25 protein-coding genes, 1 tRNA gene and 1 pseudogene are annotated in these 23,964 nt (G+C 59.5%); 16 read left to right on the top strand and 11 right to left on the bottom strand.

The features are described from left to right. Together HB675_RS07435 and HB675_RS07430 are read left to right on the top strand one after the other, a co-directional pair. A complete protein-coding gene (locus HB675_RS07435; protein WP_256737498.1) occupies positions 1 to 843 on the top strand; it encodes a DUF3034 family protein in 843 nt (280 codons plus the stop codon). A 1-nt stretch (position 844) separates the two neighbouring features. Then, positions 845 to 1,276, top strand: a complete 432-nt coding sequence (locus HB675_RS07430; RefSeq protein ID WP_213877183.1) for a group 1 truncated hemoglobin — start codon at positions 845 to 847, stop codon at positions 1,274 to 1,276. A 13-nt stretch (positions 1,277 to 1,289) separates the two neighbouring features. Here the strand turns inward: HB675_RS07430 and HB675_RS07425 are convergent, their stop codons facing one another. The 3 genes from HB675_RS07425 to HB675_RS07415 all read right to left on the bottom strand — a co-directional run bounded on the left by HB675_RS07425 (position 1,290) and on the right by HB675_RS07415 (position 4,213). After that, the gene (locus HB675_RS07425; RefSeq protein WP_213877181.1) at positions 1,290 to 2,081 is read right to left on the bottom strand and encodes a siderophore-interacting protein; all 792 of its coding nucleotides are present in this window, start codon (positions 2,079 to 2,081) and stop codon (positions 1,290 to 1,292) included. Further along, positions 2,078 to 2,626, bottom strand: a complete 549-nt coding sequence (locus HB675_RS07420; RefSeq protein ID WP_213877179.1) for a PadR family transcriptional regulator — start codon at positions 2,624 to 2,626, stop codon at positions 2,078 to 2,080. Before HB675_RS07420 ends, HB675_RS07425 begins: the two co-directional genes overlap by 4 nt. 150 nt (positions 2,627 to 2,776) lie before the next feature. Then, the gene (locus tag HB675_RS07415) at positions 2,777 to 4,213 is read right to left on the bottom strand and encodes a M48 family metalloprotease (RefSeq protein WP_213877177.1); all 1,437 of its coding nucleotides are present in this window, start codon (positions 4,211 to 4,213) and stop codon (positions 2,777 to 2,779) included. Positions 4,214 to 4,363: 150 nt separating this feature from the next. Here HB675_RS07415 and HB675_RS07410 point away from each other — a divergent pair, with 150 nt between their 5' ends. Next, positions 4,364 to 4,603 carry a sulfurtransferase TusA family protein gene (locus tag HB675_RS07410; protein ID WP_213877175.1) on the top strand — a complete coding sequence of 80 codons (240 nt, stop codon included), beginning with the start codon at positions 4,364 to 4,366 and terminating at the stop codon, positions 4,601 to 4,603. 33 nt (positions 4,604 to 4,636) lie between these two features. Further along, positions 4,637 to 5,707: an AI-2E family transporter gene (locus HB675_RS07405; protein ID WP_213877173.1), complete on the top strand. Its 1,071-nt coding sequence runs from the start codon at positions 4,637 to 4,639 to the stop codon at positions 5,705 to 5,707. A 57-nt stretch (positions 5,708 to 5,764) separates the two neighbouring features. Here HB675_RS07405 and HB675_RS07400 read toward each other — a convergent pair whose 3' ends face one another. Both HB675_RS07400 and HB675_RS07395 read right to left on the bottom strand, forming a co-directional pair. Then, positions 5,765 to 6,238 carry a peroxiredoxin gene (locus HB675_RS07400; RefSeq protein ID WP_213877171.1) on the bottom strand — a complete coding sequence of 158 codons (474 nt, stop codon included), beginning with the start codon at positions 6,236 to 6,238 and terminating at the stop codon, positions 5,765 to 5,767. A 16-nt stretch (positions 6,239 to 6,254) separates the two neighbouring features. Further along, complete coding sequence (locus tag HB675_RS07395; protein WP_213877169.1) at positions 6,255 to 6,815, bottom strand: glycine cleavage system protein R; 561 nt, start codon at positions 6,813 to 6,815, stop codon at positions 6,255 to 6,257. A 298-nt stretch (positions 6,816 to 7,113) separates the two neighbouring features. On the opposite strand from HB675_RS07395, the gene dapA reads away from it, so the two are divergent. From dapA to HB675_RS07370, 5 genes are all read left to right on the top strand, one after another. Beyond that, the gene (gene dapA, locus HB675_RS07390; protein WP_213877168.1) at positions 7,114 to 7,992 is read left to right on the top strand and encodes a 4-hydroxy-tetrahydrodipicolinate synthase; all 879 of its coding nucleotides are present in this window, start codon (positions 7,114 to 7,116) and stop codon (positions 7,990 to 7,992) included. Between the two features lie 33 nt (positions 7,993 to 8,025). Next, positions 8,026 to 9,144 carry an outer membrane protein assembly factor BamC gene (gene bamC / locus HB675_RS07385; protein WP_213877166.1) on the top strand — a complete coding sequence of 373 codons (1,119 nt, stop codon included), beginning with the start codon at positions 8,026 to 8,028 and terminating at the stop codon, positions 9,142 to 9,144. Continuing rightward, the gene (locus tag HB675_RS07380; RefSeq protein WP_213877164.1) at positions 9,145 to 9,903 is read left to right on the top strand and encodes an MBL fold metallo-hydrolase; all 759 of its coding nucleotides are present in this window, start codon (positions 9,145 to 9,147) and stop codon (positions 9,901 to 9,903) included. 28 nt (positions 9,904 to 9,931) lie between these two features. Continuing rightward, positions 9,932 to 10,642, top strand: coding sequence for a phosphoribosylaminoimidazolesuccinocarboxamide synthase (gene purC / locus HB675_RS07375; protein WP_213877162.1), 711 nt, complete (start codon positions 9,932 to 9,934; stop codon positions 10,640 to 10,642). Positions 10,643 to 10,735: 93 nt separating this feature from the next. Beyond that, a tRNA-Ser gene (locus tag HB675_RS07370) sits at positions 10,736 to 10,825 on the top strand. A 446-nt stretch (positions 10,826 to 11,271) separates the two neighbouring features. Here HB675_RS07370 and HB675_RS07365 read toward each other — a convergent pair. Then, positions 11,272 to 11,799 (bottom strand): helix-turn-helix domain-containing protein, encoded by a 528-nt coding sequence (locus tag HB675_RS07365; RefSeq protein ID WP_213877160.1) that lies wholly within the window; start codon positions 11,797 to 11,799, stop codon positions 11,272 to 11,274. Between the two features lie 1,113 nt (positions 11,800 to 12,912). Here HB675_RS07365 and HB675_RS07360 point away from each other — a divergent pair. Together HB675_RS07360 and HB675_RS07355 are read left to right on the top strand one after the other, a co-directional pair. Next, positions 12,913 to 13,464 carry a hypothetical protein gene (locus tag HB675_RS07360; RefSeq protein ID WP_213877158.1) on the top strand — a complete coding sequence of 184 codons (552 nt, stop codon included), beginning with the start codon at positions 12,913 to 12,915 and terminating at the stop codon, positions 13,462 to 13,464. A gap of 207 nt (positions 13,465 to 13,671) precedes the next feature. Next, positions 13,672 to 14,316, top strand: coding sequence for a hypothetical protein (locus HB675_RS07355; protein ID WP_213877157.1), 645 nt, complete (start codon positions 13,672 to 13,674; stop codon positions 14,314 to 14,316). 586 nt (positions 14,317 to 14,902) lie between these two features. On the opposite strand, the pseudogene HB675_RS07350 reads toward HB675_RS07355, so the two are convergent. Then, positions 14,903 to 15,175, bottom strand: a pseudogene (locus tag HB675_RS07350) (DUF4158 domain-containing protein); the annotation flags it as partial. Between the two features lie 342 nt (positions 15,176 to 15,517). On the opposite strand from HB675_RS07350, the gene HB675_RS25780 reads away from it, so the two are divergent. Genes HB675_RS25780 through HB675_RS07330 form a run of 3 tightly spaced genes read left to right on the top strand, consistent with a single transcriptional unit; the run spans position 15,518 to position 18,688 of the window. Beyond that, positions 15,518 to 16,867, top strand: coding sequence for a hypothetical protein (locus HB675_RS25780; RefSeq protein WP_256737485.1), 1,350 nt, complete (start codon positions 15,518 to 15,520; stop codon positions 16,865 to 16,867). 10 nt (positions 16,868 to 16,877) lie between these two features. Continuing rightward, entirely contained in the window at positions 16,878 to 17,795 is a 918-nt protein-coding gene (locus HB675_RS07335; RefSeq protein ID WP_213877155.1) for a DMT family transporter, read from the top strand. Next, positions 17,795 to 18,688 carry a hypothetical protein gene (locus HB675_RS07330; RefSeq protein ID WP_213877153.1) on the top strand — a complete coding sequence of 298 codons (894 nt, stop codon included), beginning with the start codon at positions 17,795 to 17,797 and terminating at the stop codon, positions 18,686 to 18,688. The genes HB675_RS07335 and HB675_RS07330 overlap by 1 nt, the downstream gene beginning before the upstream one ends. Positions 18,689 to 18,722: 34 nt before the next feature. Here the strand turns inward: HB675_RS07330 and HB675_RS07325 are convergent, their stop codons facing one another. From HB675_RS07325 to HB675_RS07315, 3 genes are all read right to left on the bottom strand, one after another. Then, positions 18,723 to 19,625 (bottom strand): LysR family transcriptional regulator, encoded by a 903-nt coding sequence (locus HB675_RS07325; protein ID WP_256737484.1) that lies wholly within the window; start codon positions 19,623 to 19,625, stop codon positions 18,723 to 18,725. A 302-nt stretch (positions 19,626 to 19,927) separates the two neighbouring features. Next, entirely contained in the window at positions 19,928 to 20,227 is a 300-nt protein-coding gene (locus HB675_RS07320) for a hypothetical protein (RefSeq protein WP_213877151.1), read from the bottom strand. Positions 20,228 to 20,410: 183 nt separating this feature from the next. Beyond that, positions 20,411 to 20,755 carry a hypothetical protein gene (locus HB675_RS07315; protein WP_213877149.1) on the bottom strand — a complete coding sequence of 115 codons (345 nt, stop codon included), beginning with the start codon at positions 20,753 to 20,755 and terminating at the stop codon, positions 20,411 to 20,413. Between the two features lie 197 nt (positions 20,756 to 20,952). On the opposite strand from HB675_RS07315, the gene HB675_RS07310 reads away from it, so the two are divergent. Then, the gene (locus HB675_RS07310; protein ID WP_213877147.1) at positions 20,953 to 22,044 is read left to right on the top strand and encodes a catalase family peroxidase; all 1,092 of its coding nucleotides are present in this window, start codon (positions 20,953 to 20,955) and stop codon (positions 22,042 to 22,044) included. Continuing rightward, positions 22,041 to 22,607: a cytochrome b gene (locus HB675_RS07305; RefSeq protein ID WP_213877145.1), complete on the top strand. Its 567-nt coding sequence runs from the start codon at positions 22,041 to 22,043 to the stop codon at positions 22,605 to 22,607. Before HB675_RS07310 ends, HB675_RS07305 begins: the two co-directional genes overlap by 4 nt. Here HB675_RS07305 and fahA read toward each other — a convergent pair. Continuing rightward, positions 22,604 to 23,911, bottom strand: a complete 1,308-nt coding sequence (fahA, locus tag HB675_RS07300) for a fumarylacetoacetase (protein WP_213877143.1) — start codon at positions 23,909 to 23,911, stop codon at positions 22,604 to 22,606. The two genes, HB675_RS07305 and fahA, sit on opposite strands and share 4 nt — an antisense overlap. Between the last annotated feature and the right edge of the window lie 53 nt (positions 23,912 to 23,964).

The raw sequence follows: 23,964 nt of genomic DNA, 5'->3' as shown, positions 1-23,964 counted from the left end.
ATGGCCATGGCCTGCTCGGTGTCGCTGGCACCTCAGGCCGAGGCTGACGACGGTCGCCTGATCGCCACGGGCGGGGGCACCAGCATCGACGGCGCGGCCGGCGGCGGTATCACGCCGTGGGCAGTCATCACCAGCTACGGCGATGAAGGGCAGTGGGGCGCGAGCGCCTTTGCCACGCGGGTCTGGTTGCCGGACTATCGCCTGGATGTGGCCGGCCTCGCGGCGTCCTGGAACAACCGCGTCGAGCTGTCCTATGCCCATCAGGATTTCAACCTGGGCAGCCTGGTGCACAAGCTCAACTTGCCGCAGGACCACCTGGGCATGGACATTTTCGGCGCCAAGGTCAGGCTGTTCGGCGACCTGATCTACGACCGCCTGCCGCAGGTGTCGCTGGGGCTGGAATACAAACATCAGAATGACTTCCTGATCCCCAGTCTGGTGGGCGCCAAGCGTGACGCCGATGTGGACGGTTACCTGACCGCAAGCCGCCTGTTCATGGGGGCATTCTTTGGCTACAACCTGGTGGTCAACGGCGGTGTTCGCTACAGCCGCGCCAACGAAAACGGTCTGCTTGGCTTTGGCGGTGATCGCCGTGACAGCCGCAGTGTGCTCAAGGAAGGTTCGGTGGCGGTGCTGGTCAACCCCCACTGGGCCATGGGCGTCGAATACCGTGAAAAACCGGACAACTTGTCCTTTGCCGGTGAAAGTGACTGGGCTGATCTGTTTGTCGGCTACTTCCCCAACAAGCATCTGTCCTTCGTGCTGGCGTACGCGCAGCTGGGTGAAATCGCCACGCTGAACAATCAGAACGGCACCTACCTTTCCGTGCAGGGGGCTTTTTAAGATGAGTGCGTTGTGGCGTGGATGGACGGTGGCTTGCCTGCTCTTGCTGAGCGCCTGCGCATTGCAGCCGCCGAAAGACGACAGCCTCTACCGTGAGCTCGGCGAGCGGCCCGGTATCAACCGCATCGTCGAGGGCATGCTGATCAATATTGCCCATGACTCGCGCATCAATCGGCACTTCCAGCATGTCGAGCCGCTGCGCCTGCGCGATCAATTGGTGTTGAAGTTCTGCATGGAGGCGGGTGGCCCTTGCCGCTATACCGGCGACAGCATGGCCGAGGTCCACAAGGGCCAGAACATCGGCAAGGCCGAGTTCAACGCGCTGGTGGAAGACCTGATCGACAGCATGAACGCCCAGAACGTCCCGGTCCCCGCGCAGAACCGCCTGCTGGCGCGGCTGGCGGCCCAACGGGGAGATGTGATCAAGAAGTGATCACGGGCGGGGCTCAGGGGGCATCGTTTTCGTTCTCGTCCAGCCGCCAGTAGCCGGCGGCCTTGACTGCGCCTTCCGCCAGGCCATGATCCTGGATCAACACCTTGCGCAGGCGCCGTGACAATGCGGCTTCCAGGGCAATCCACGCATACAGCTCGCCCTCGGGCAGTTGCAGATCGGCCACTGTGCGTGCCAGCGCGTTATCGCTGGAGTGACGGTTGACCCAGATCACTTCCAGGTTTGCAGCGCTGTTCAGCGGCTGGCGTTCGGCTTCGTTCTCGATTTCGACGATCACCAGCGCGGTGCGTCCGGGAGACAATTCTTCCAGGCGGCGGGCGATGGCCGGAAGGGCAGTTTCATCGCCGATCAGCAGGTAGCTGTCGAAAATGTCCGGCACGATCAGCGAGCTGCGCGGGCCGCCGATGTTCAGGTGCTGCCCCGGTTCGGCTTGCGCCGCCCAGGTGGAGGCGGGGCCGTCGCCGTGGAGGACGAAGTCGATGTCCAATTCCAGATTGGCCAAGTCGATACGGCGCGGCGTGTAGTCACGCATGGCCGGTTTGGGGCCGTCGTCTTTCGGGCCACCCAGTACCATGGTCAACATGGCTTGCTCCTCCTCGGCATTGCGGGGGAAAAACAGCTTGATATGGTCGTCGGCGGCCTGGCTCAAAAAACCGGCCAGCTGTGCGCCGCCCAAGGTGATGCGGCGCATGCGCGGGGTCAGATCGGTGACCTTCAGCACTCGCAACTTTCGGCGTTTGATTTCATGCATGACGCGGTGGACGGCGTTGGAATTGTGTTCGGTCATTGCGCGTTCTCCAGGGCAGGGCTGTCGACGATGGCGCGGGCAGTTGCATTGAGCAGCTCGCAAACCCGCAGAATTTCTTCCGGGGTCCAGCGGCCGTGATGGGATTGCAGGGCGTGACGCACGTTGTGCACGGCTTCATGGATCTCGGGCGGACGATCATGGCCGCGCAGGGAACGTTTGCTGACGTCGATCCGAGTGCGTACGCCCTCCAGGGCAATGGCCTGGTCGATGACGGCCTGGCGCCCGCCATCGGTGATGGTGTACAGCTTCTTGCCCCCCTGAGTGTCGCCGAGGATATGCTCGAGTTCTTCAAGAAAGGTCAGGGTCGGGTAGATCACGCCAGGGCTCGGGCTGTAGGCGCCGTCGAACATTTCTTCGATTTGGCGGATCAGCTCGTAGCCGTGGCAGGGTTGCTCGGCAATCAGTGCCAGCAACAACAGTTTCAGGTCGCCCGGGGCAAATACCCGAGGGCCGCGGCCGCCACGCTCGCGGCCATGACGGCGCTCGAGGCCGTCTCCTTGTCCCAGATGGCGGGGCTCTCTCATGTGCTTTCTCCTGTCTAATTAAGATACATCGTAAGATATATCTTAATTAGACAGCAAGGGCAGGATGAGAATTGTTATCACCGTTTGTCTGATGCATGGATGGGGTCGCATCGCGGGCTTGGGCAGGAGCAGCCTGCGCCATTTGAAATATCATCCCTTCATCAATTCTTTCACCATCCTTTCCTGCTCTTCCAACTCCTTCTGCCGCGCATCGATTCGAGAAGCCAGCTGAAAGTTATCGTTGGCACGGCGCTTGGCGAAGTCCAGTTGCTGCTGGGCCTGGCGGAAATCGCCGGTCAGGGCGAAGTATTCGGCCCGAGCTTGGTGCAGGCCGATGATGTTGCCGTTCAGGCCACGGGTGTCGGCCACCATGTTCCACACGTCTGGATCGTTGGGACGGGTCTTGAGCAGGGCTTCCAGGCCCTTTTCGGCCTCGGCATTGCGGTTCTGCTTGAGCAGTACCTCGATATGGACCTGATTGAGCGGGTAGTTGTCGGGGTACAGCCTGAGCATCTGATCGACTCGAGCCTGGGCATCCGGTACACGGCTGTTGGCCACGTCCAGCTCGATCTCGGCCAGGTTATAGACGATCTCGTCGGGAGATTTGGCCAGCAGCGTCTTGAGGTTGGCCCGCGCATCGTTGAGCTGCCCGCCTTTGATCTGTGCGATGGCCAGCCCATAGCGGGCGGATTCGGACTTGGGGTTTTCATCCAGCAAAGCCTGGAAACGCTTGGCCGCCATTCCCGGGGTGTCTTCATAGATGAGCTGGACCCGCGCGCGCATCAGTTGATAGCGCAGGGTGTCTTCGATACCGCCCGGCGGGAATTGCTCGGCGCGGTTACGGGTGTCGGCGATGCGCGCCTCGGTGATCGGGTGAGTCAGCAGGAACTCCGGCGGCTTGGCGTCGAAGCGATACTGGCGCATCAGCCGCTCGAACATGTTCGGCATGTTGCGCGGGTCGTAGCCGGCTTTCTGCAGGTTGATGATGCCGATGCGGTCCGCTTCCTGTTCGCGCTCTCGGGAGAATGCCAGCTGTGACTGGATGGCGGCGGCCTGGCTGCCGAAGATGGTAGCGACCCCGACGTCGCCTGCGCCGGCCGCTGCCATGACGATCCCTGCCAGCAGTGCGGCCATCACCGGGACCTGCATATGGGATTGCTCCTCGATGCCCCGGGCGAAGTGGCGCTGGGAGACGTGCGCCAGTTCGTGGGCCAGGACCGCGGCATATTCGCCCTCGGTCGTGGCATTGAGGAACAGGCCGCCGTTGACCCCGACGATACCGCCAGGCGCGGCAAAGGCGTTGAGCTCATCGCTGTCGATCAGGATGAATTCCAGACGCCGATCCTCCAGTTGGCTGGTTTCGGCCAGGTGGTAGACGCTGGTCTCGACGTAATCCTTGAGCTGGGGGTCGGACAATTGACCCACCTCAGAGCGCAGGAGTGCCAGCCAGGCGCGTCCCAACTGGTGTTCCTGTTGCGGGGAAACGATGGCGGAACTGGCATCGCCAAGCAGTGGCAGGTCGTCGGCATGCCCCGGCAGCGCCAGCAGGCAGGCCAATGTCAGCAGAGTAGGGCGCAGAAATCTCATGCACAGCGCTCGAAGCGGGAGGAAGCCTTACTGTAGCCAAGTCAACACATGGCGACCAGTGGTGGCAAGGTTCAGGTATCCTAGGCGGCCGATTGGTACCGCCGCCTGCAAGGCGGCGGTTCTGCTGCCGATGCCTTTGCGGAGAGCCCCATGTCCGATGTACTCGCCTGTGATGCCGAAGTCGACGCCAGTGGCCTCGATTGCCCGCTGCCGCTGCTCAAGGCGAAGCTTGAGCTCAACCGATTGAGTCCCGGCGCGGTGCTGAAAGTGGTCGCCACCGACGCCGGTTCACAGCGGGACTTTCGTACCTTTGCCAAACTGGCAGGCCACGAATTGTTACAAGAACAAGCCGATAACGGCGTCTATACCTATTGGCTGCGCAAGGCGTAACCCGCAGACCATTTTTCCTCTGAAGGATTTTCGATGTTCAAGGTGCTTCGCGACTGGATTCAGCGCTACTTCTCCGACGAGCAGGCGGTGGTCCTGACGGTGTTGCTGGTCTTGGCGTTCACGGCGGTGCTGACCTTGGGCGGCATGCTGGCGCCGGTGCTGGCTGGCATGGTGCTGGCGTTTCTGATGCAGGGTCTGGTCAACGGCCTGGAGCGGCTGCGGGTACCGACCGGCATGGCGGTGGGGCTGGTGTTCGCTTTGTTCCTCGGGGCGCTGGCGGTCTTCATGCTGGTGCTGGTACCGCTACTCTGGCACCAGTTGATCACCCTGTTCAACGAGTTCCCCGGCATGCTCGGCAAGTGGCAGTCACTGATGCTGCTGTTGCCCGAACGCTACCCGCACCTGGTCTCCGACGAGCAGGTGTTGCAGGCAATCGAGACGGCCCGGGGCGAGATTGGCAAATTCGGCCAATGGGCGCTGACCTTCTCGCTGGCCAGCCTGCCGTTGCTGGTCAACATGATGATCTACTTCGTGCTGGTGCCGATTCTGGTGTTCTTCTTTCTCAAGGACCGCGAAATGATCAGCCGCTGGGTGCGTGGCTACCTGCCTCGCGAGCGTGCCTTGATCACCCGTGTTGCCCAGGAAATGAACCGGCAGCTGGCCAACTACATTCGTGGCAAGGTCATCGAAATCTTTATCTGCGGCATTGCCACTTATATCGCTTTCGTGGCCTTGGGGCTCAACTACGCGGCGCTGCTGGCCCTGCTGGTGGGTCTGTCGGTGGTGGTGCCCTATGTGGGCGCGGTGGTAGTGACCGTACCGGTGACCGCCATTGCCCTGTTCCAGTGGGGCTGGGGTGACCAGTTCATCTATCTGATGGTGGTGTACGGAATCATCCAGACGCTGGATGGCAACGTGCTGGTGCCGCTGCTGTTTTCCGAAGCGGTGAACCTTCACCCCGTGGCGATCATCTGCGCGGTGCTGCTGTTCGGCGGGCTGTGGGGCTTTTGGGGGATTTTCTTCGCGATTCCGCTGGCCACCCTTTTCAAGGCCGTGCTGGATGCCTGGCCAAGGAATCAGCCAACGGTGGCGCCGTTGCTTTAGATCGGCATCGCCAGTCTGGCACCCAAGGGCTGCCCACAAGGGCCCAGTCGACTCCGATTACGCCGCGTTCAAGCCCTGCGCCGCTTCCAGCACCGCTGCCACATGCCCCGGCACCTTCACGCCGCGCCATTCCTGACGCAGCACACCGTCCTTGTCGATCAGGAAGGTGCTGCGATCTACACCCAGGTACTCCTTGCCATACAGCTTCTTGAGCTTGATCACGTCGAACAGCTGGCAGACCGCCTCGTCCTTGTCGCTGATCAGTTCGAAGGGGAAGCCCTGCTTGGCCTTGAAGTTTTCGTGAGACTTCAGGCTGTCCCGGGAAACGCCCAGCACCACGGTGTCGGCGGCCTCGAACTGGGCATGGGCGTCGCGAAAACCCTGGCCTTGAGTGGTGCAGCCGGGGGTGCTGTCCTTGGGGTAGAAGTAGATCACCACCTGTTGACCCTTGAGGCTGGCCAGGCTGACGGTCTGGCCGCTGGTCGCGGGGGCTTCGAAATCAGGTACGGGCTGGTCGAGGGTGACGGCCATCTTGGCAAACTCCTTGTTACATCGGGTTCTGTGGACGCCACGGTTCGATCAATGCATCCAGATTCAGCGCATCGGCAAAATCGAGGAATTGGTCGCGCAGCCAGCTGATCTGTACGCCGGCGGGCAAGGTCACGGTGAAGGTGGCATTGAGCATGGTGCCGCCGGTCTGCGGTGCCTGGTAAGTGTCGCAGGTCAGGCTTTCGAGTTCGACATTGTGGTCAATGAAGAACTGGCACAGCTCGTTGATGATGTCCGAACGGTAGGCCGAGCTGACATAGGCCACGTACGGCAACGACAGCGGGCGATTTTCCAGGCTGGCGCTGCGCACGATGTTGACGGTGAAACCATGCTTCTTGGACAACGAACCCAGGGTGGTTTCCAGGCGCGCCAAGGCGTCCCAGTTGCCCGACACCTGGAGCACCAGGGCACTGCACTCGCCGTGGCGGCTCAGGCGGGAAGTCACCACCGAGCAGCGGCTGTCGTGCGAGGCACGGCACAGCACGTTGGTCAACTCCATGGGGTTGGGGCCGAGGGCACTGATAACAAGGAATTGTTCGCGAACTGTGGGGGTGGACATGCAGCCTTCCTAAAGCGATGAGCGGTCGAGACGAGGGGAGGCAGGCAATCATGAGGTGCGCAAGGCTCTGGAACGGGGTTCTGGCACGTCACTGGCAGGTGCGGACCGGGCGATTCTGCCCGCTCGTATCGATCAAAGTCTGAAGGGTAGCGAAAAGCGCGCCCGAGGGGAATGCTGGCGGTAACCTCCGTGCGCACCGACCATCAGGCGGACGTGCCTTATAACCGGCGTCTTTGCTTGTGCAAGCCTGATGGCGCCAGTACCATTACCGCTCTCTTTTTCCGGCAGGAGCGGTTGCATGATTGCGGGCAGTATGGTGGCACTGGTCACTCCCATGGATGCACAAGGTGGGGTTGACTGGAACAGCCTGAGCAAACTGGTGGACTTCCACCTGCAAGAAGGCACCAACGCTATTGTCGCAGTCGGCACCACCGGCGAGTCGGCGACGCTGGACGTGCACGAGCACATCGACGTGATCCGTCGTGTGGTGGACCAGGTGGCCGGGCGCATCCCCGTGATCGCCGGCACCGGTGCCAACTCCACGCGTGAAGCCGTCGAGCTGACCGGCAACGCCAAGTCTGCCGGCGCCGACGCCTGCCTGCTGGTGACCCCGTACTACAACAAGCCGACCCAGGAAGGCCTGTACCAGCACTTCAAGCATATCGCCGAAGCCGTGGCCATCCCGCAGATCCTCTACAACGTGCCGGGCCGGACCGCTTGCGACATGCAGGCCGACACCGTGATCCGCCTGTCGAGCGTGCCGAACATCATCGGCATCAAGGAAGCCACCGGTGACATGAGCCGCGCCAAGGCCATCATCCAAGGTGTGAGCAGCGATTTCCTGGTGCTGTCGGGTGATGATCCGACCGCAGTCGAGCTGATCCTGCTGGGCGGCAAAGGCAACATCTCGGTCACCGCCAACGTCGCCCCGCGCGCCATGGCCGACCTGTGCGCCGCCGCCCTGCGCGGCGAAGCCGATCTGGCTCGCGCGATCAACGACAAACTGATGCCTCTGCACAAGAACCTGTTCCTGGAAGCCAACCCGATCCCGGTCAAGTGGGCCCTGAAGGAAATGGGCCTGATGGCCGAAGGCATCCGCCTGCCACTGACCTGGCTGAGCACCCCCTATCACGAACCGCTGCGCCAGGCCCTGCGCCAGTCCGGCGTCCTGGTTTAACTTGAGCCTGCTTATTTTGAGGAAAGACCCCGCATGAAGCGATTGGCCGGCCTGTCCGCCCTTGCATTAGTCATTTCCAGCACCAGCGGTTGTGGTTGGATCTATGGCGAACACGGTTACTTTCGCGATCGGGGCAACGACTACCTCGAAGCGACCCAGACGGCGCCGATGCAGCTGCCCCCAGACGTAAAGACCGACAAGCGTCTCCAGCCCCTGTTGCCGATCCCGACCAACGTGGCCGACCAGACTGCCAACAAGGCCGAGTTCGAGATTCCTCGGCCCTTGCCGCTGCAAGTGGCCGCCGAGGCCAGCGATTACAGTCTGCAGAAGAGTGGCGACTCCCACTGGGTGCTGGCTCAGCACGCGCCGGCTGAAGTCTGGCCTGTGGCTCACCAGTTCTTCGAAGACAACGGTTTCCGCATTGCCCAGGAACGTCCGCAGGTGGGTGAGTTCACCACCGAATGGCAGCGTATCGACTCGCTCTCCGGTGCCCTGGCCCAGCGTCTGCAAAACGCCGCCAGCAGTGCTGCCAGCGAAACCCGCGTGCGCGTGCGCATCGAACCTGGCGTGCAGCGCAACACCAGTGAAGTCTACGTGGTCAGCGTCGAGCGCCCAGGTGGCAGCACCGACGACACGCAGTTTCCGGCCCACACCACCAACGTGCCGGTGGACTCGGTGCTGGTTGATCAGATGCTCGCCGGCATGACCCGGACCTCGGAGAAGGGCGGCTCGGTATCGCTGCTCGCGGCCCACGACTACGACACCCCTTCGCGGGTCGCCCTGACCACCGACGGCAACGGCAACCCGACCCTCAGCGTCGGCTCCGACCTGGATCGCGCCTGGGCCAGCGTCGGCAGCGCTCTGGACCGTGGCCAATGGAAGGTGGAAGACATCAACCGCAGCCTTGGCCTGTACTACATCAACCTCGCCGAAAAAGGCGGCAAGGACGAAGACAAGCCAGGCTTCTTCGCTCGGTTGTTCGGCTCTGCTCCGACCAAGGAAGAGCGCGAGGCCCGCGCCGAGCGCTATCAGGTTCGCCTGAGCAAGGTCGGCGACAACGTCCAGGTCACCGTGGAGAAGAACATCAACACCGTGGCACCGGCCGATGTGGCCCGTCGCGTGCTGAGCGTCATTCAGGACAACCTGGGTTAAGTGCGCTTCGCCAATTTGGGCAGCGGCAGCCAGGGTAACGGAACCCTGGTTGCCAGCAATGACACTTATATCCTGGTCGACTGTGGTTTCTCCTTGCGCGAAACCGAACGTCGGCTTGGCCGGCTGGGTGTCACTGTCGGGCAATTGAGCGCTATTCTGGTTACCCACGAACACGCCGACCACGTGCACGGCGTCGAACTGCTGTCGCGCAAGCACGGTGTACCGGTCTACCTGAGCGAGGGCACAGCCCGCAGCCTGCGTAAACCGGTGAACGCCAGGGGTTATGTGGCCTGCGGCGATACCCTGGAAATCGGTGATCTTCAGGTCGGCGTAGTCGAAGTCGCCCACGACGCCCGTGAGCCGATCCAGTATGTGTTCAGTGACGGCAAGCGCCGCTTCGGCGTGCTCACCGACCTGGGCTCCTGGTGCAACAAGGTGTTGGACCATTATCAGGGCCTGGACGCGTTGATGATCGAGTCCAATCATTGCCGCGACCTGCTGGCGCGTGGCCCTTACCCCAGCTTTCTCAAGCAGCGGGTGGGTGGTGCCTACGGACATTTGAACAACCATCAGGCCGCCAGCCTGGTGGCCGAACTGGAATGGCAAGGCCTGCAGCATCTGGTGCTGGCCCATCTCAGTCGCAAGAACAACCTGCCGCAGCTGGCCCGGCAATGTTTCGTCGATACCCTCGGGTGCGACCCGGACTGGCTTCAAGTGGCCGATCAAGATTCAGGGCTCGACTGGCGTCATATCGCCTAGCCCAACTACCTAGCAAGCGGAGCCCATCATGGAAAAACGTGAAGAACTCTACCGCGGCAAAGCCAAGTCGGTGTACAAGACCGACGACGCTGACCGCTTGATCCTGCTGTTTCGCAACGACACCTCGGCGTTCGACGGCAAGCGCATCGAACAGCTGGACCGCAAAGGCAGGGTGAACAACAAGTTCAATGCCTTCATCATGCAGAAGCTCGAAGAAGCCGGCGTGCCGACCCAGTTCGACAAACTGCTGGGCGACAACGAATGCCTGGTCAAGAAACTCGACATGATCCCGGTGGAATGCGTCGTGCGTAACTACGCCGCCGGCAGCCTGGTCAAGCGCCTGGGTGTGGAAGAGGGCATGAAGCTCAGCCCATACACCTTCGAACTGTTCCTGAAGGACGACGCCAAGGGCGACCCGTTCATCAACGAGTCCCATGTGGTCGCCTTCGGCTGGGGCACCGCCGAAAACCTCGTGCGCATGAAAGAGTTGTCCCTCAAGGTCAACGAAGTGCTGAGCAAACTGTTCGACGACGCCGGCCTGCTGCTGGTGGACTTCAAGCTCGAATTCGGCACCTTCCACGGCCAGATCGTGCTGGGCGACGAATTCAGCCCGGACGGCTGCCGCCTGTGGGACAAGGAAACCCGCAAAAAGATGGACAAGGACCGCTTCCGCCAAGGCCTCGGTGACGTCATCGAAGCCTACGAAGAAGTCGCCCAGCGCCTCGGCGTACCGCTGTAACGCCTTCTGGCGCGCAAGCGTTTGATAGCACGCCGTTTTTTTTGCGCTGGGGGCTTCGCTTCCAGCGATTAGCTTGGTATGATGCGCGCCATTGGAGAGATGCCGGAGTGGCCGAACGGGACGGATTCGAAATCCGTTGTACTGGCGACAGTACCTAGGGTTCAAATCCCTATCTCTCCGCCATTACGTATAAAGCCTCGTAAGTCTTTGATTTACGGGGCTTTTTTGTGCCTGATGGTTTTTCACTTTGCCCACTTAGTTTGCCCACTCCAATCGTCAGCGCCGCTGAAGGGAGTGAACCCCAAAGCTGACGCTTTGTACGTATGCACGAAAGCGGTTAGCTTTCAGCGTGATTCCACGTCACAGCGAATCACTTGCCAGCGGCGACACCATCACCGGTCCTGCCGTACCTCGACCAGTAATACAGAATCCCCAATCCCGCTCCTGCTCTGGCCTTGCTCCTGTCTGTACGTGCAAAGCTTCTGACGATCACGCTCCTAAGATCGTTCTTACTCTCTCTTTCTTGATACTCATTCTTATTACTGTGGGATTCTCCGACGCGACACCGGGAAAATTCCTACTCGTGGCGTGTGGATATTTCCGACTCGTGCAGGGAACAACCCGGCACGTCACGCTGCCTCACGCGTAGGAAGAACCGACACGTTGGCAAAAGGATCGTCTTCAAACTCAGAATCGAACGGTGTACTCGCTGGGATCATTGGCGCTGGCGCCACTGGTGTAGCTGGCGCATGTATCACCGGCACCTCTGGCACCTCTGGCACTGTTGGTACTGGTGCTGCCTTCTTGGCTGCTCTGGGTACGTGTGTAACCTCAAGGTCAGCAAGGATGACATACGTATTCTGCTGCTGGCTCCCACGTACAGGCGTGCGGGTCACCTGAAGGTATCCGTGCTGCTCAAGCGCCTTGAGGAATTCGACGACGGAATCACGGCTGCAATTGATGGCCTCGGCGATAGTTTCCTGGCTCTCGAACCAAGTGGTGCCACGACCCGTGAAGAACTCGTACCGGTCTTTGATGTGCAGCCAGAGATTTTTCTGCATGTGCGTGAGCGCGATCAACACACCGGTGGTTCGTGATTTCCAGTGCGAGGCATGCATGAGGGATTTTGGGAAATGTACGTAGCCGTTGGCTTTCATAGGCGGGATTCTCCTTTGTAAGTTCAAATGTTGATCACTTCCTTCAGCGCTGGGCGCCGCGTTTGGTTTTCGCCGTTAGTGGCGATGTCGTGGATTATACGGAATGGCGCGACGATTTGTCAATATTAAGGGGTTGACAATTTAGAAAGCGCATTTCGAGAGCTTGGGAGGCTCGCACGTAGCTGATGCCTTGTTTGCCGGGATACACACAGCGATTTCGCGAAAATAGCGTGGTCGACGTCACAGGTGCCTTACGGCAGGCATCGAAAAGCGCAATTCAGGAAAAAATTTTCACCCATCTTACAAACCTGTCGAAAGGTCCTACACCAGTTAGCTCAAGGGCTACAGCGTTTTACGCACGCCACACACACACTTTAACCACAAGTTATCCACAGACACGACTGGTTGCATTACCCCTGATGGCGCTTTATCTTGTATCCCAAGCGCAGAAAACCACTACATGTTGGGTTTTCAGGCTTTTGTGCTGGATGCTTATCCTGAACGGATAGCGGAAGGAAAGACTACGGATGAACACGCGAAGTTTGGCGACAGAACGTGTCCACCCGCATCACCCCCGAAGCTGGCATTCGAAAACGCATGACTCTGGAGCGAGCGCCATTAAGCCAACAGCGTGACGGTTTCGTCAACAGTTGGCGATCAGTGGGGCGTTCTCCAGATGAATGCACACCTTTGCAATTCAGAAGAGAATTACCCATATGATCACGCAAAATCGCAGAGCCCGCCGCACGTCCCTCCAGCGCGTCAAATCTATTCACGTGAATGCTTATCCTCGGTGGCGCTTTGGCCGCTGGGAACATGTACGGCAGCATTTCCGTAGCCCTCCGCAGCAGCTGAGCTTCGAGTTCTAAAAAGCCCATGCTCCTTGTCACACGGCAAGGAGCGTTTCCTACCCAAACCGGCCCCCCGGTTTTCAGCCTTATGCTAAGGGTGGGGGTCGTCCTGTGCAGGGCTGGCGAGAATAAGACAGGGCGGTTTGAACGCTGGTAGCGGATTTTCACTGTAGGTGAGAAACGCAAGCACCTGACGCTGGCGGGTGATGGCGTTGTGCGATGGTGGCGGATATCCTCACTGGATCAACCAAGGACGACGACCATGACTGTTCGACTCATAATGATTGTTGCACTGCTGTGCGGGTTAGGCGTTGCGGTCTCGGCTCAAGCGCTCACACAGGAGGAGGCAGATAGAGCCGTCAAAGTAATGAGCGAAAGAGACGCCCAGCAGGCACATGGGCAAAGTGGCCAGCTTGAAGATTGCTTACCGTATTCGTCACCGAGCAACCGTTTCTCAAAAGAATTCCTCGATTGCGTTTCCAGAAATCAAACGGCTGTTAACGCAAAGGAAGCGGAGAAACAGCAGGCTGAAACCGAACAGGCGTTGGAGGCGATGCGCAGAAACAGCCCCTCCCATTCTGGATGGTCGTATCAGCGGTGCGTGATAAAAAACGTACCTGATGCGCAAAACGATCTTTCCGCTCGCACGATTGATCAAGACTGTCAGCAGTACCCCTACTATGCAAAAGAACTGGGCACCGACTTCTTTGGATACAAGACGGCGGATGAATGCACGCTCGACTCTGGAAAAAAGACGGCAAGCCGGATCGCTTACATACTGATTAAACGAGCGTGTGACGGTCTTTACCCGTAAGCCAGTTTCTGCGGAAACTACCCCGCCGCCGTAAGAAAGGTTGCACATCGAAGGCCGATTGCCTGTGCTGGCCAGAGTGGTGTGGCGGTTGGGTGGCGAGTGAACCGACCGGCGTCAGAATGCAACCACTGGGTTGAAAAATCTCAGTTGCCTAAAAGTCAATCTGCCACTACCTTGCTACCTCACCTAAATTTTCAAGGAAGATCAATGAAATCCAGAAATCAGTACACCATTCACGACTTGATCGTTACCAATTATTCGATCGTGCCACTACCGTCTGGTAAATTTCTTCACCAGTTCACTCCCTCCACCACTGACACTGTGTACCAATTCGAGACCAACAACGGCAACGCGGAATTGGAGGAAGGCGAGCGTTACAACATCGGTTTCACTACCGATGCCGCAGGAAGAAAAATCATCGAGCCCTCTTCCATGGGGAAGGCAGATACGGTCAACAAGTTGCTGAGCTATTCGGCGGCGAAGCATTTTTCGCTTGATAAGCTTGTCGAGAATAAAGGCAAGAACGACGACAGGGTCAGGCACCGCGCTACAGACGGCTACTACTGGGGACGGAAGTATGCTTGGCGTCGTTTCGGCTTGGTGATTTCGAAGAACGCCTTCTACAACTATCTTGAAGAGATAGCCCATCCAAACGTCCCATGCCGGACCATAAACGACGACATCGGTGTTCACTCGAACGAAGAGTCCATCGCGTTCAAGGAAGAAGGGCTCGAAGATGCCATGGATAGACTGATCGAAACGGCAGAGCGGGTAGGTCGCTACTTTAAGTCGCCCCGGTACAGCAAAAAGTTTCAGATTCGCCCGATCCCTGCGATTTCTGACAAGAAATAATCCCCGCTGATTTTCAGGCCTTGCAAGGGGTGGGGGTCGCTTGGTGCATGGCTGGCGAGAGTAAGACGGGGCAGTTTGAACGCTGGCGACGGAGCATCGAGCCACCTGCTTAACGCAGGCCACCAGTGGCAAGGCCAGTTCTGACTAATTTCATAATAACCCTTGGGGTTCGCTGGCCATGGGCAGGCTGGAATGATCGCTGATGTGCAATGGATGTCACTCGCTGGCTTTGGTGCAGAGACGACAAAGCCCGCGCAAGCGGGCCTGTAGTGAGCCTGTGAAGGCTGTTATGCACTGGTCATCAGATGATGAATTGATCGTACGTTGCGTCTGTCTCGCTCTGTGTCAGGCCGATGTATGCCATGGTGATTGCTGGGCTTGAATGGTTGAGCACCTTGCAAATCATCTCGATGCTGATGCCAGCGCTGTGCATGACTGTTGCCGCTGATGCGGGATTGCCCTATACGCCGACGCAACGGTGCCCTACGCGATACGACTCACAAGGCAAAGCTGGAAAGGATTTACAGTGCGACAAGTCGGGTCAGTGAAACTTAAGCAGGTGGGGCAATTCGACCTCAGCGACCACACGCTCACCGTATTTTTCCCAGCTTTCGGGAGCAGCCTGAATCTGTCGTGCCACCCATTTAACGACCAGATCTGGTAGCACGCTGTCGCTGGCCAAAGCATAACCGGGGTAGCGCAGCAGACAGAGTTGCACGGCAAAGCCAAGCCGATTGGCATCACCCCGTCGCTGACGGATCAGCGATAGGTCGGACTCGTTGAAGGTGTAGTAGCGGATGAGGTCGTCCTGGCTTTCCGGCAGCGCAAGAAGAGTGTGGCGCTCTGACGCTGAGAGTATCGAGCGACGAGGCCGTTGGCGAACTGGGTAGGCAAGTCACCTGTTCGATCTGAAGCGCAGCGGGAAGAAGCCTTCGTACCATCCGAGCTGAGCACCTTCATTGGATGCGTAAGAAACCTGAGCAGCGGTAACACCTGAGGTGCAGGTCAGCTAAAAAGATTTAGCTTTTTAGCTGCCCTGGCATGCTCGTCACTGTTCTAGAGCGGGTCTTGCCTCACGGCAGAATCGAAATTACCGAATCCACTCAGCGAAATTTCTTGATAGTCGCCCATATCGCCGGAGCCTACCTTCACGCCCTTCGAGCACGACGCTCGACCAAATGATGGGATAACGGAGATTGATATGTTCGAGCGCTATCTGGATCGGAATGTAAACGTTGAAGCGGTCGCAGCGCCCGAGGTGGGGAGTACTATCGGCGCGCTTGAGCAGGCGCTTCGTGACCCCGAAGATCGACGTCCAATACCACTTTACGTAAACGCTTTGCGAGAGTTGCGCAAAGGCTCACAGGCGATCAGTGGGCACGGGGACGAGATTCGCTTTTCGCATACCGCTCATGCGCGTCTGGGGGCCGTTGCCACCGAGCTTGGCCTGAGCGCAGGCCACTATAACTTCGATACGTCCGGCAGCCCGCTGATTGTGCGTGAGTCCACGGGCGAGCACGTGATCTCGCCAACTCACTTTGAAAACGGTGCCTACTTCAGTCACCCCCATGCGGATCATCAGCTTGAGCAATCGACTGCTGATCTTCCCAAGATCCAGGTCGGCAAATACGTGCGCCTGGGACGTAACGCAGCAATCAACGCCGGTGGCGATGTCTATGTGGGGGACGCCGTCTGGCTCTCCCCAGGTTCGCAACTGCTGCGTCAGGATCATGATCCGTACGGTCGTCCGTCGGTGGGGTCTCGGACGGTAGCGATGACACGCCTCCCTGCCGTGCGCCTGTGCGATTACGCGTGGGTCGGGCGCGAAGCGATTGTCGGTTGGAACGCGGATTACCTGGGCAAAAGCAGTATCGTCGGATTGCGTAGCGTCGTGAACAGTTGGGTGGGCGACTACTCGATCGTTGGCGATCAAGGAAAGGTCCTCCAGTACCTGCCCTACAAAGCTTGGCTGATGGAGCGCTTCCAGCCAGCGGTTGAGCAAACCCTCCAAATCAGTGACTGGGCGGCGGTCAATTCGGACTGGCTTACGACGTACCGCGACAACCCTCTGCAATCGGCCCATACCGCAACGGAGGTGAAGGCACTGCTTGCAAACCTTCCCTCGTCGTCGTCGGTGCTATTGGTCGGGCCGCAAGCAGCGCAACTGGCGCCGTGCTTTGGGGAGCATTCGACCGATATCATTTCCCACTCCCGTGAGCACTTCGCCGCGTTGCTCCAATGGGCACAGGATAACGGCCAACGCCGCCTTCGCGTCCGTGGTGATCTGAGTGCAGCTGCATTGCCTTTTATCAGCGGCGGCCATTACCACTACCGTCGCAAGTTGGGCTACGGGGTGGTCATCATTGGCAGCAGCGATAGCAACGAACCCGCCGCCGACCTAGCCGAAGGGCTGCGAGTCTGCGCACCGGGCGGGGTGGTGCTTTACCCGCTGCCTGATTTGGAAGCTTCGCAGGATCTTCCAGGTGACTGGCAGAGACTGGCGGACATTCGTCTGGGCGCGCAGGACTTCGCCGTCCTTCAGAAAGCTTGAGGTGACGACGATGCCCTATCTGTATTTATCCTTGGCTGCCATTTTCTGGGGCGGCAACTACGTCGTCGGCAAGCTGATGGTTGTCGACATGGACCCGATACTTCTGTCCCAGGCTCGGTGGCTGCTGACCAGTGCACTGTTGTTGATCATCAACCTACGGCCGCTTGTTCGCTCCGCTGGTGAAATCCGCAAGGCCTGGTCAACATTGACCATGCTCGCAATCTGCGGCCAAGTGCTTTTTCCGCTGACGTTGTACATCGGTCTGCAGTACACGACATCGCTTAACGCGGCGATCTATCTTTCCGCAACGCCGTGCCTGGTGTTGTCGATCAATCGTTTCGTGTTTGGCGACACCATCACTCGGGGTAACTGGCTGGGCGTATTGGCCAGCACAATCGGCGTCGCTTGGTTGGTCACCATGGGACAGCTCTCGGATTTGAGCTTCCTCAAGCAATTCAACAAGGGCGACCTATGGACGATGCTGTCGGCTGCCAGTTGGGCGTCGTATTGTGCGTTTCTGCGCACCAAACCCAAGTCGATTCCTGGGCAAGCCTTCGTCACCTATTCGGCCGTTGTCGGGACTGTGCTGCTAGTGCCGTTCACTCTGTACACGCTCTATCAGCCTGCAACAGTCGGGGTGTTTGAATCGCTCAAATCGGTAAACCTTTGGGGCCTTGCCTACCTGGTTATCTTCCCATCCTATCTGTCCTACCTGTTCTGGAATCGCGGTATCGCTGAGATCGGAGCTACCCGTGGCGAGATCTTCACGCACCTGGTTCCCCTGTCCGGTGGTGTGCTTAGCATCATTTTCCTGGGGACGCCGTTGCACACCTACCATTTGGTCAGCCTGCTGCTGATTGCTGTCGGGGTGGTCATGTGCTCAGCCAAGCCAAAGCTCCAGCTCGCCGCTAAAGTGGAGGCTGCGTAATGAGAAAACTGACCGAATGGCTTTCTGACAATGGCACGCGTTGGGTAGAGATTTCCGAGGACCCCGCCAGCGTGTCGCGGCGAACAGTCTCAGGATTCACACGCAGTATCGATGTGCTCAGAAACCAATTGCAGAGCGGGTTGGAATGGGCGGATTTTCTTCACGGTATCGAGATCCACTCAGACGACGGCTATCGTGTTAACGGCGCCAGAACCGTGGTGCCCCTGCAGACTCAAGAGCCGCGAGACTGCTGGGTTAGTAGCTTTGGTTACACCCATCGGGAGGTCAACGGCGCCGCTGCCCCGCAGCGTGACGCCCCTGACTGGTACTTCAAAGGCAACGGCAGCGGCGTTGTGATTTCAGGGGGGGAGGTCACCACACCATTCCATGCCTGCGGCTCAGGTTATGAGGTGGAGTATCTCTGCGCGTACCTGGTTGATGAGCTGGGTAACCCTCGTTACTGCGGATATACCTTGGCCCTGGACTTTTCAGATCCGGATTTGCGCCATCGCCATCCAAGCCTTGCCGGCCTGTCAAAGCTTAGACAAACCGTCATATCGCCTGAGCTGATACTTGAGCTACCGCCCTTGAGCACAGTAGTCAGCAGCTCGGTTGTTCGGGATGGCCGACTGATCTGGCAGAAGTCGTCGAAGCTTGGGCTGGAGCAGCTGAACGTCTCACTGCCGGAGCTTGAAGCGATGCTGTTCCAGCATGACAGCTTCTGCGAACCTGGCTCTCTGCACTTCGTCTTGCTCGGCGCATCTATCAGCACCGACAGGGATGGATTGCGTTTGCAGCATGGCGATGTCATCAGGGCCAGCTCAGAGATCGGAGATCTTGATATTGAGGTAGCCTACGCCGATGAGGTGGTCCGGTGTTCCTGTAACAGTTGAGCCCATTGAAACGTAGCGGGATAGTGCGGGTGGTTCAATTAGCCCGCCTTTCACTCTCAATCACCGAGCATCTCGTGCCTTTGCTGGGTAGGAGAATCCAGTCCTCTAATCTTCTCGCCGCCGAGTAAGGTGAGGTGTCTGCGAAAACGAATTCTGTGCTGAACAGTGAAAATGAGCCCGTCAGCGCCAGGCTATTCACGTTGTAGCTGTCGGTTAGCGCGTCTACCAAGGACTTCGGCACAAGGGATACGCCGGCTCCGGCAGCAACCTGGGAAAACAGTAGCGCGTAGGATCCGCACTCCACGATCCGTGTTGGGTTAGCCCGATGGAGGGTCAACAATTCCTTCAGGTTACGGTGTGAGGCGCTTTGACTGCTATTGACCAGGAACTGGTAGCCACTCAAGCAAGCAAGATCAACAGCGGGATGTGTGTGTCCGTAGATCAGCACGAGCGAGTCGTCAAAAAGCTTTGATCGGCCCAAATGTGGTGGGGCCAACCCGGCACCGACGATGGCCGCGTTGCAGGTTCCCGCTTGGAGCGCTTCGATGAGGTGGGTAGAGCTCCCCACAGTGACATCAACCTGCAGATCTATCGCATTGCTGATGATGCGTTGCAGCAGCGGCTGCCTTGCGATGGTGATGTACTCGATCACACCCAGCCGGATTCGCTGGTTTACCTTTATGCTTCCCAAAGCCGCATGTGCACGAGAAGTCAGCTCAAGGATTTCAGAGGCGTAACCGTACAACTCTTGTCCGGCCCTAGTGGCGACGATCCGGCGGCCAACCCGTTCAAACAAGCGTACTCCAAGCCGGGACTCCAATGTCTTGATACGAAAAGATATGCTCGACTGAACCCGATTCAAGCGAACCGCCGCCTGCGTCACACTGCCGTGATCAACGATCGCCTTAAAGGCTTCCAGCTCAGCAATTTCCATCATGGAATGGGTGAATCCTTTATATTGTGGGGAGCCCGCCACGAATGATAGCTATTTGCCGCTCGTCGTTGGATGAAAACATGCCCTCAAAGCCGCAAGGAGCCAGTTTGGGAGTCTTGCTGTGGACGCTGATGTCGAAGTGACCCATTTGCTGAAATTTCATTGACCTCTGCTGTTGCCCAGTAAAGCCCTTCCTGGGACACGATCTGGATGCCGTTGAATGGCATTCAGTAGGACTATCTCTCCGCCCTATATAAAAAAGCCCTGCAAAGGCTGATTTGCGGGGCTTTTTTTCGTCTGCAGTTCTAGCGTTTGTCCACGGCACTCGTCCACCCGCGCAGGTGGCGGTGAGCGGTCTCAAGATCCGTCATACTTCTATTTTCGACCCCAGCGGAAATTCGTGCGTGGCTGCGATGACTCCACAGCCCGACGGCCGCAACCACCGAGAGCAAGGAAAGCAGGCCGGTTGCCGAATTTTCGACGACACCGCAGGGGTCCCACCCCGAAAATCCGCTGAAGACGGGTTGGCCGATGGCCGCCGCCGAAAACTCCCACAGCCCGAAGACGCCAAGCGTAAACAGTACACCGGTCAGAGCGGTTCTCATCGGTTCTCCTTGCTCTGTGCCAGAGCATTCGCTGAAGTGCGTCAGGGCGATCAGCCCGTACTCACTGCTACGACAAAAAGATAACCAATATTTCACAACTTTTTGACATTCGTTTTTTCAATTCAGTCTATCGACATGACCAATAGTCTGCGCGCGGACAGAGGAGCGGTGCCCGCAGCCGGACTACTTCCCCTGGGCCTGGTCGATGAGGGTTTCCAGGCGCGCCGAGGCCTGTGCCTGCTCCATTCCCTGGGGGCGGATGGCATCGGATTTGGTCGCCGCTTCGCGCAGGCAGGCGATCACTGCGGGCGCCTCGGCCGGCTTGTCGTCGAGGTGGCAGCTCACGGCAAAGCCGCCCATCAAGGCGCGATCCACACCCGGCAGGGTGGTGAAGGTCGGCCAGACCAACTCAAGCCGGGCCTTGATCAGCTCTCCGCTCTTCTGGCCGTGGCTCTGGCTGTAAAAGTAGGTGCCAACCAACCCCGCGATAATCAACGGAATCAGAATGTTCAGCGTGCTGCGGTTCATGCCCGGCGTTCCTTGAGAATGGGTGGCCCGGCATGATGCCGAGCCGTCCAGGGCCAGACAAGTTAATCCTCGGCTATACCGGAGAATGGCCCATGATCGAGTTTCAGAAGCTTTAATAACCCCCGCGTGGAATTAACCCTGCGCGCGTTCGTCCCATCTGTACCTGAAACGTGGGCCCCTCGGGCCTGGAGCTTCTAATGCCGGAAACACGATCAGACTCGCCCGCTGTTCCTTTAAGTCCCGCCAGTACCCTTCTGCGCCTCGGCGTCATCGCGGTGGTGGTGGCGGTTGCTGCTGGCGCTTTCGCCTACGTTCGCGGTGTGTTCGACCCTGGCCGCCTGACACCCGATGCCTTGGTCGATCAATTACAGACCGACAACGGGGTGTTCCCCGGCTACCGCCGCAACCACGCCAAAGGCGTGTGCGTGGTGGGCTACTTCGAGAGCGCCGCGCCGATCCGGCAGTATTCTTCGGCCAAGGTTTTTCAGGATGCCCGCACACCCGTGGTCGGCCGTTTCGCGCTGCCCACCGGCAGCCCTTACTCGCCGGATACCGCTGCGCCGATTCGCAGCTTCGCTCTGCGATTCTCCCAGTCCGACGGCGAGCAATGGCGCACCGGCATGAACGCCATGCCGTCTTTCCCGGTGGGCACGCCCCAGGCATTTCTGGAGATGCTCAAGGCCAGCGCACCGGATCCCGCGACCGGCAAGCCCAACCCCGCCCACATGGGCCAGTTCTTCGCCGCTCATCCCGAAGCAGCGCCGTTCCTGGCCTGGGTCAAGACCGCGAAACCCTCGGCCAGCTACGCCACCGAAACCTACAACAGCATCAATGCATTCTATCTGGTGGACGGGACCGGGCAGCGCCGCGCTGTTCGCTGGAGTGTGGTGCCGCACCCCGGCAACGGTGTCAGCGAGCCCGGCCTGCAGAGCGGCGACTTCCTCGACAAGGACCTGCAGCAGCACCTGGCCGCCGGACCGCTGCATTGGGACCTGAAGATGACCATGGCCGAGGCGGGCGACCCTGTGGACGATGCCACCAAAGCCTGGCCGGCAGAGCGCGCGCAGGTGATCGCCGGCAGCCTCACGATCGAGAAGGCCGAGGCGCAGAACGATGGCGAATGCCGCGACATCAACTACGACCCGCTGATCCTGCCCAATGGCATCCAGGCGTCAGGCGACCCGTTGCTGCCCGCGCGTTCGGCGGCCTACGCGACCTCCTACCTGCGCCGCACCAGTGAAGTCGATCAGCTCAAGAACGCCCATGCCGACCAGGAGCCGCGCTCATGACCCCGCACCGCGAACACTTCGCCCCCGTGGCGCGCCTGCTGCACTGGGGCATGGCATTGCTGCTGATTGCCCAGCTGTTCATCGGCGCCGGGATGGTCGCCTCGGTGTCCGAGCGGCATGAATGGCTGATCAACCTGCACAAGCCGTTGGGCATTGCCTTGCTGGCATTGGTGATCGTGCGCCTGATCGTGCGCCTGAGCACCCGCCAGCCGCCGTTGCCACGGGACCTGCCCGAGGTGCAGAAGCTGGCGGCCAAAGCCTCGCACCTGTTGTTGTATGGGTTGATGTTAATTCTGCCGCTGGTGGGTTGGGCCATGCTGTCGGCGGCGGGCGATCCGATCATGCTGGCCCCGTCCATCCGCCTGCCGGCGCTCATCGGGGCTGATCCCCATGCGTTTGCATTACTGCGCAAGGCCCATGGGTACCTGGCCTATCTGTTGTTCTTGACGGTGCTGGTGCATCTGGCGGCGGCGTTGTTTCACGGGCTGATTCGCCGGGATGGGGTGTTGCAGAGCATGGCCAAGGGCAAGTCCAGGCGCGGTATCCCGCTCGACGAACACTAGCGCCCCCACTCGAACGCGGACACGACAATCCCTCGGCACTCGCCAAAGCCTATGGAGGCAAAGCCCTCGCGCGCGCAACGGGCGCGAAGGATCACTTCGTCGCCATCTTCAAGAAACCGGCGCACTTCACCCGACGCCAGCGTGATCGCTTTCTTGCCGCCGTCGGTGATCTCCAGCAGGCTGCCGAACTGTCCGGCAGCCGGGCCGGACAAGGTCCCCGAGCCGAACAGGTCCCCGGCTTGCAGCTGGCAACCATTGATGCTGTGGTGCGCCACCAACTGCGCCACGGTCCAGTACATGTGGCGAGTGCTGCTCAGGCTCAAGCGCTGGGCCGGCAGTTGCTGGTGGCGCATGGCTTCGGTGCTCAGCAACACCTCCAGCTCGATATCCAGCGCGCCGGCCGCTTGATCCTGTGCATCCAGTAAATATCCCAGCGGTTGCGGGTCGCCAGTCGGGCGTTTGGGTTGGGCCACACGAAAGGGCGCAAGCGCCTCTGCCGTCACCACCCATGGCGAAATACTGGTCATGAAGCTCTTCGACAAGAAGGGCCCTAAAGGCTGGTACTCCCAAGCTTGGATGTCCCGCGCCGACCAGTCATTGAGCAGGCAGAAACCGCCGAGGTGTTCGCCGGCCTGGCCAATGGTAATCGGTTCGCCCAACGTATTGCCCTGGCCAATCCAGATGCCCAGCTCCAGTTCGAAGTCCAGGCGCTGGCAAGGCCCGAACACCGGCGCGCTCTGGCCAGGTGGCAGCGTCTGGCCATTGGGTCGGCGTACCGGCGTGCTGGAGGGACGAATGGTCGAGGCGCGGCCATGATAGCCGATGGGCACGTACTTGTAGTTGGGCAGCAGGGGGTTGTCGGGACGCAACAGCTTGCCGACGTTCTGCGCGTGTTCGATGCCGACGTAAAAGTCGGTGTAGTCGTTGATCCGGGCCGGCAGGTGCATCTGGCAGTTGGCAGCCAACGGCAGGACCTGCGTGCCCAGTGCTTGCAGCTCGGCACGCCAGGGGCTGTGTTCTTCCAGCAGTTGCACCAGTCGCTGGCGCAGGGCCTGCCGAGGCCCGGCGCCCAGTTCGAAAAAGCGGTTCAACTGGCCGTTGGCGGTGGCTTGTACCGCACGCAGGGCCTCGCCCTCGAAGAAGCCGGCAGCCGCTTGCAGGTCGAAGATGTGATCGCCGATGGCGACGCCGCAGCGGGGGGCTGATCCGCCGGTGTCGAAAATGCCCAGCGGCAGGTTTTGCAGGGGAAAGTCGGGGTGATGGCGGGCCGAGGGGATCCAGCTTTTAGCGATGGACAAAGGCATGGGAGGTTCCTGTCCGGGGTGGGGTGATCAAAAGGGGAGTGTGAATGCGAGCA

This window comes from Pseudomonas sp. dw_358 (genome assembly GCF_018449655.1).
Taxonomy (GTDB): domain Bacteria; phylum Pseudomonadota; class Gammaproteobacteria; order Pseudomonadales; family Pseudomonadaceae; genus Aquipseudomonas.
The sequence above is the reverse complement of the archived record's forward strand: the minus strand, read 5'-3'. Positions and strand labels throughout refer to the sequence as shown.